This is a genomic window from Curvivirga aplysinae, from assembly GCF_009711445.1.
GTDB lineage: Bacteria > Pseudomonadota > Alphaproteobacteria > UBA8366 > Aestuariispiraceae > Curvivirga > Curvivirga aplysinae.
Map to the genome: position 1 here is coordinate 1 of NZ_SMMC01000109.1, position 6,472 is coordinate 6,472.

A 6,472-nucleotide genomic window follows, 5' to 3' on the forward strand; every position below is an offset into this window, starting at 1 on the left:
ATAAAAGTCTATATTTTATATATGTTTTTTGGATTTTTTGGGATTGTATCGGATTAGATTCTGGCGGAGGCGAGGGGGAGTCATATTTTGCACATTAAATGTTTAATATTATTGCATTTATAGACTAGAGACTTTCAAACACACCCCCAAATGTACCCCAATTTCGTAACCATCCCCGAATTAAGCAATGCCACTTACGATCACAATTCACTGATTTTTAATCTGTCTTGCCTAATCCAAAACATTCTATTGAGGTAAGTTGTTAGCCCTATACCATTCATCAAAGTAGGCTGACATCGAGGAACTAGCATCAATCGTTATATGATTTCTATCATATACAATCACATTGCCATTTTCATTTGCAAAATCACATACTTCTCTAGGGCAGAAAAATTCGAACGCGTCCAGAATTTTAACATTAGAAAATTGAACCTGAAGCCTTTTAAGCATAGCTAATTCATCCACATCTCTCTTCTTGGGATAAGCACATTTGTCATATTTCCCTTCGCCACCTGACAAAGCGTCTCTAACTATACATTGTGCTTCAATGAATTGCGGCTTAGGAGGAGTGGTAACCAATATAATTTCAGTTGAAACACCCAATCTATTAATAAATCGACCAAACCTTTCTTCCATATCTAAATAGTAATCGGCCTCACTAACATGAGATATAGAAGGATAACGTGGATCCGTTTTTCCATTCCTAAAGTGATTATTAAAGGAAGCCCCCAAAAATACGACCTTATTACGATATAATCCATCTAGCTTAGTGTTATTGATAACATCCAATCCAAACTGTAATATCTCTTGCTCTTCGCTAAAAAAACTTGGAAAAAATGAAGACCCATTCCAAGTTGATACCATCAAATCAAAATCCAGGCTAGATCGCATTAGCATAGGCAAATACTGATCAGCAAAACTGTCACCAAAAACATATACTAAAGTGTTTGCCCCACGGTCCATTAGGCAGTTCCCAAAATAATAATTCTCGACTAACTCCCCTTGGTGACACGCTCTAACCTTCCCAAGAAACTCAAAATCTCGCAAATTTTCAAAGGAGCGTTTTTGCTGAGCGTATATATTTGCAACTATATTATAAGACTTAGACAAATCAGCGATTTCAATAATAGAAGCCCTAATTCCATTCCTGACTGTGGAGGGGCCAGTTATATAAACAAAGAAGCCTAATAAAATAACAGCTACTGGTGAGTACTTCACCGCAAAACTCAATTTTGAAGCAAAAGTTTTTGATTTTCTAAATGGTTGCTCAACGAAATGGTAAGTCACTATCGATAACGAATAAGTTACCAAAAACGATACAACAGCAAAAGCCAAACCAGAGAGATACAAATAAGATACATATATTACAGGCAAATGCCAAAGATACGTAGAGTATGAAATGTTACCAAGATAAACCAAAACCCTTGTTTTCAACACTCTCAAAAATGCACCACCATTCCCAAATTCGGACTTCTTTATTATTAAAGCTGTTAACAAACACGATACGATTACAGCAAAACGATCATTTGTATCCACAACATCAACAAACCGACTGAGAACTAACAAAATCAATATTGCACAGATCGAAATAGTGATTTTAGGTTTAGCCAAATATAAAAAATAAGTTAAACAACCTATTCCGAGCTCCCACAAACGGGCCATCGGAATGTAGAAGTTTCCTACAATTTTATTCGGAAAGAACATAAAACACACCAGCGATGTGAGCATCATCAGGACTAGAAGTATAGAAACAAACTTTGAATTAATTCCTCTTTTTCTCAAAAAAAGTAATAGTAAAATCGGATACAAAAGGTAAAATTGCTCTTCGACCCCTAATGACCATGTGTGCAAAAAGGGTTGAATTATATGTTGTTCAAAATAATTATCGCCTTGGCTAAAAAAATAGAAATTAGAAATACCCAATAACGCGTACACCGATGAAACTATTTGAGCTTCGAACTCTTCTGGCATTCCTAAAAAAGAAAAAACTATTAAAGAAGTGAAAACAACGCATATTAAAACTGGCACCAGCCGTTTGATACGTTTCACATAAAACTGTAGTAAACTAATACGATAAGTCGAGCGATACTCTGAAACTAATGACTTAGTAATAACATACCCGGAAATAACAAAGAAAATATCTACGCCTATGTATCCAAAGTTGAAATAATTAGGTTCTAAATGGAAAAGTATCACTAAAAGTACAGCAATAGCCCGAAGGCCAGCTACAACCGGATTGAATTGGTCCGTAATAGTGTTTTGCAATTCTTTAATACCCCGAATAGCTAGATGATTATCTTTAATAAATCCGAAAATAGATTTTCAAGCATAGAGATGCAACCTGATTGGTGTATTTCTAGTTAAAATTTAACAGATTATTTGTAGTATTATCTCAACGCGCTTCGAAATGCATGAAGCCATATCTCAGCAAATTAAATCGGCGACTAAACTGACAAATGAAAAATGTATCATTCACAAATAACCCCTTTTTCCTGAGATAGCAGTGCTTTTCCTTGCTCATAACTAGAAAGCTGTCCATAGCTGTTTAAGGTCGTGTCGATGGATGAGTGACCTAAGTTTTGCCGTACAGCGTTTAGAAAGGCAGGGCTTTGGGTTTGGGCGTATCTGGCGATTGTATGGCGGAAGCTGTGGGGATTGAGATATTCATAACCAGCGCCAGTAAAGGCTTTCTTGAATATCTCCCTAATTGTCGTATTGGATTTTATAGGCTTGAAAGTCGTTTTCTGATCTAAAAGGTTTCTTGTATTAAAGCGATTATCAATAACGGGAAAGAATGGATCGCTTTCCCTAGAACCCTTTTTGATGAGAATATCCCGCCAAGCTAGAACAGATTCTAAAATATCATCCGGCAAGGGCAAACAATAAACGATCCGGCTTTTAGCAAATTTAGTTTCCATATCGCGGGAATTTGCATCAATGAACCATCGCCCGTTTTCATTGATCAGGTTTCTGATCTTTACTGTTCGCAATTCTGATATACGAAGGGTGCATAGGGCTTGCAACCCAATCAAAGCCCGATCCCGTTTATCCTTTTCTGTTTTGTCAGGCATCTTTCTAATCGTCTCTATGATCTGATCAAAGCTATATGACTTTTTGTAGGCGCTGGCTTTAGCTTGGCGTCGCTGGTTACGAGATAAACTGAGATATTCAACATGATTGTAATTTAGCTTGCTGCGATAGCCCTTTTGCCTTTCCAGCCAATTCAAAAAATCCTTCAAATATCTTAAAGCATTGATAATAGTTGAATAGGATTTTTGGGCCTTTGTCAGAAAATTGATATAACTATCCGCCAGTTTCTCATTAAAACTTTCAAAGCCTTTAAATGAAATGAAAGCTTCAAATTGACGAATATTTTTTATGCTTTCAATAATCGTTTTTTCATCCCGTTGGCCGATACGGGCTAAATGTTTTCGATATCGATATTTCATGCGCTCATTCACAGCGTTAAACTTGTCTTGGTTTGGAAGTTTTTTCTTAATGGTCATGAGAATAATTCCCCTTGATTTTGAGACTCATTTGTCCTGTCCTTTTCTTGGTTAGACAAGTGAGTCTCTATGGGGAAGGTTTCAGCATCATATAATTGCGAAACGTCACCCAGTTGAAAGATACGGCGGAGAGCCTGATAATCATCAAGTTTGTAGGTTTTGTTCATTCTGGTTTTGCAGCATTGGCAAATTGCGCTGGCTTGTAAGTGGCTAGCCTTGTGAATTACAGAAACTTTCTTCTGAAATGGCATTCGGGCATCCTTACAACTCATGCAATAAAACTGATCAAAAGCAGTTTTCGTCTTGCCTTTGTCATTTTGCTTTTTCAGATAAGCGATCAAGTCATAGCCATAAATCAAGGTAGGCTTTTTATTGTCTATGACCTTTAAGCCTTCTTTGATCCATTTGCGAATGGTTTGCTGATGAAGCTTGGTATCTGAAAATAAATCACAGATTCCTTCCAAATCATAAGACCACCAGTAACGAACCCGATTATGTGGATAAAGCCGCTTAGCCATGATGAATAAGGGCCCGATTAAACTTCAGGATGATGATCTAGGATAAGCTGGCGTATATCTTCTACCCGCCAAGCAGAGATACGATCCCCAAGCTTCACGGGCTTTGGATAGCGCCCTTCTTTGATCCCCGACCACCAAGTCGATTTACTGACAGGAAAGAATTTTAAAACGTCTGGCAGACGTAAGAAACCAGTTTCAGGAAGTGTTACTTTTTGCATAGCTGTTTACCTTCATGCAGTTGAACATGAAGAAAAGCTATATTGTTCTTTTAGAAATGTGGGCGAATTCGGTTTAGTTCAAACCTAATTCGGTTTATTCCTCCTCATTTAAAGCGTCTTGTGGGAGTAAATCTGAAGCTTCTTTAAGCCATTTTCTAATGGTATCAGGATCAACAGAGATACCACAATTAGCCAAATCGCTCACAATATCACTAGAAGCCCTACTCCTCGCTTGCTTTGGATTATATCCATACTGCTCAACAGCCATCCCAATTATCATTTTTAATAAAGTATTCTTTTCCCGAGTATGCAGAGGCTTCTCAATTTTTTTAGTTTCAATGTTTTTCTGCCGGCCTTGAAAAAGACTTGCCTTTTCTTTCTCTAGCTCGTCAATCCTAAGCTTTAAAATTAACATTTGCTTATCAAAAGACAGCCCATCACTTTCATGTTTACCGTTTTCCAATTCAAACCGTTTAAGCTTAATTGCCTTCAAAGCTTCATCAATAAGATCATCTTCGTTTAAAAGATATTCTTGCCACCAATCCCCAGAAATATCGATCTCACGATCATCAAGCCACACAGCAAGTTTTCTCATATTGATATACGTCCTGTTAGGATCAATCTCTTCTTTTTCTGTATACCTTATCAATTTCGCCTTTAATGTCTTTCGCTCAATTCCAAGCAAAAACATTTTCTTAAACTTCTCTATTTCTGCTTGCAGTGATTGATCATATTTATCATCATAAATAGAATAGCTGTCTTCATAAGACAAAAAATCATCGATGGATTCAAACTGGCCTTGGAAAAGCATGATACGTGAAACCATAGTAGCAGCCTCAGAAACAGGATGACAAAAAATTCCAAAATTAGGCAACCTATACAAGTCGTAGTTTGAATCTAAATCTATATCAAAATAGTGCTTTCCTAACATAATTCCCCCTCTATTTTAGCCCGTTTTTCTCTAAATAATCGGCCCATTGTTGCATCATAATTTTACGATCATCCAAAAAAGCGGCACGATCATAGGCTTTATCCATTTTATTCTGTGGCGCATGGGCGAGTTGACGATCAACTACCTCATGCCTCCACCCGAGCTCCTGTTTGATGGTACTCATAGCCAGTGCCCGAAAGCCATGCCCTGCCATGCGCCCTTTATAGCCCATGCGTTTAATCGCCCCTAATATGGTATTATTGCTCATAGGGGTCATAGGGCGCACAATACTGGGGAATACATGTTCGCGTTGCCCGGATAGCTTCTTCTGCTCTTCCAAGATAGCCACAACCTGAGAGGACAGAGGAACGATATGTTCCTTTTTCATCTTCATTCGATGGGCAGGGATCGTCCATTGATTGATCGTGAAATCAAATTCTTCCCATTTAGCATTAATCAATTCGCTGGTTCTGACAAAAGTAAGCATCATCATTTTGAGGGCGTTTCGGGTTCCCGGATAAAGCCGCGCATTATTAAAATTCAGGGCATGTATAAAATCTGGGATATCTCTTGTATCCAGTGCCGCAAAATGCCCCTTGATTTGAGGTTTCAAAGCATCCCGAATATCAGCCGATGGATCACGGGATAAAATCCCCGTAGCAATGGCATAGCGGAAAATTTCCCCGCATTTTTGAAGCTGTCTTTTCGCTAATTCTTGCGCTCCGCGTTTCTCAATCTTGCGGATCACCTGCAAAAGTAACGGTGGTTCTATATCTTTGATGGGGTAGCGACCTAAGTCAGGAAAAATATCTTGTTCAAGGCGATTTAAGATTTCTGCCGCGTAACGAGGATTCCAACGTTCTCTTCTGTTTGCGTGCCATTCACGGGCGACTGCCTCAAAGCTATTGCCTTGATCAATCTGTTTTTGCAGTTTTTCTTTTTTTCGCTCTTGAGATGGATCTATGTCATCCGCTATCAAAATACGAGCAAGGCGACGTTTTTCTCGCGCCTCTGCCAAAGTTACTTCTGGATAAACACCGAAAGAAATACGTTTCTCTTTATTATGAATGCGATATTTCAAACGCCAATATTTGCTACCAGCCGGAGTGATCTCCAGATACATCCCTTGCCCATCTGCAACTTTATAGGTTTTCTCTTTTGGCTTTGCAGCTTTAATTTTCGCATCTGTCAATTTCATTTGGGGGCAACTCCAAATTGATTAAGAAAATATGCCCCCTGACATGCCCCCAAATTTATAGGATTTGGTTAAACCACATCGGACAGCATCAGACAGTATAT

Annotated in this window: 6 protein-coding genes; all 6 read right to left on the reverse strand. The window is 38.4% G+C overall.

Going from position 1 to position 6,472, the window contains the following annotated elements; translation table 11 throughout:
- Positions 1-246: 246 nt before the first annotated feature.
- Positions 247-2,265: an acyltransferase family protein gene (locus tag E1160_RS02790; protein ID WP_155153473.1), complete on the reverse strand. Its 2,019-nt coding sequence runs from the start codon at positions 2,263-2,265 to the stop codon at positions 247-249.
- A 203-nt stretch (positions 2,266-2,468) separates the two neighbouring features.
- A complete protein-coding gene (locus tag E1160_RS02795) occupies positions 2,469-3,449 on the reverse strand; it encodes a tyrosine-type recombinase/integrase (RefSeq protein WP_218048672.1) in 981 nt (326 codons plus the stop codon).
- 53 nt (positions 3,450-3,502) lie between these two features.
- Positions 3,503-4,024 carry a hypothetical protein gene (locus E1160_RS02800; protein ID WP_155153475.1) on the reverse strand — a complete coding sequence of 174 codons (522 nt, stop codon included), beginning with the start codon at positions 4,022-4,024 and terminating at the stop codon, positions 3,503-3,505.
- A 17-nt stretch (positions 4,025-4,041) separates the two neighbouring features.
- On the reverse strand, positions 4,042-4,242 hold the full coding sequence (locus E1160_RS02805; RefSeq protein ID WP_155153476.1) for a helix-turn-helix transcriptional regulator: 201 nt from the start codon (positions 4,240-4,242) through the stop codon (positions 4,042-4,044).
- Positions 4,243-4,336: 94 nt separating this feature from the next.
- The gene (locus tag E1160_RS02810; protein ID WP_155153477.1) at positions 4,337-5,173 is read right to left on the reverse strand and encodes a hypothetical protein; all 837 of its coding nucleotides are present in this window, start codon (positions 5,171-5,173) and stop codon (positions 4,337-4,339) included.
- Positions 5,174-5,183: 10 nt separating this feature from the next.
- Positions 5,184-6,371, reverse strand: a complete 1,188-nt coding sequence (locus E1160_RS02815) for a tyrosine-type recombinase/integrase (protein ID WP_155153478.1) — start codon at positions 6,369-6,371, stop codon at positions 5,184-5,186.
- Between the last annotated feature and the right edge of the window lie 101 nt (positions 6,372-6,472).

What these genes read in the sequence shown, in the direction of transcription:
- E1160_RS02795 (WP_218048672.1), bottom strand. Translation starts at nt 3,449, where the DNA reads ATGAAATATCGATATCGAAAACATTTAGCCCGTATCGGCCAACGGGAT.
- E1160_RS02800 (WP_155153475.1), bottom strand. Translation starts at nt 4,024, where the DNA reads ATGGCTAAGCGGCTTTATCCACATAATCGGGTTCGTTACTGGTGGTCT.
- E1160_RS02805 (WP_155153476.1), bottom strand. Translation starts at nt 4,242, where the DNA reads ATGCAAAAAGTAACACTTCCTGAAACTGGTTTCTTACGTCTGCCAGAC.
- E1160_RS02810 (WP_155153477.1), bottom strand. Translation starts at nt 5,173, where the DNA reads ATGTTAGGAAAGCACTATTTTGATATAGATTTAGATTCAAACTACGAC.
- E1160_RS02815 (WP_155153478.1), bottom strand. Translation starts at nt 6,371, where the DNA reads ATGAAATTGACAGATGCGAAAATTAAAGCTGCAAAGCCAAAAGAGAAA.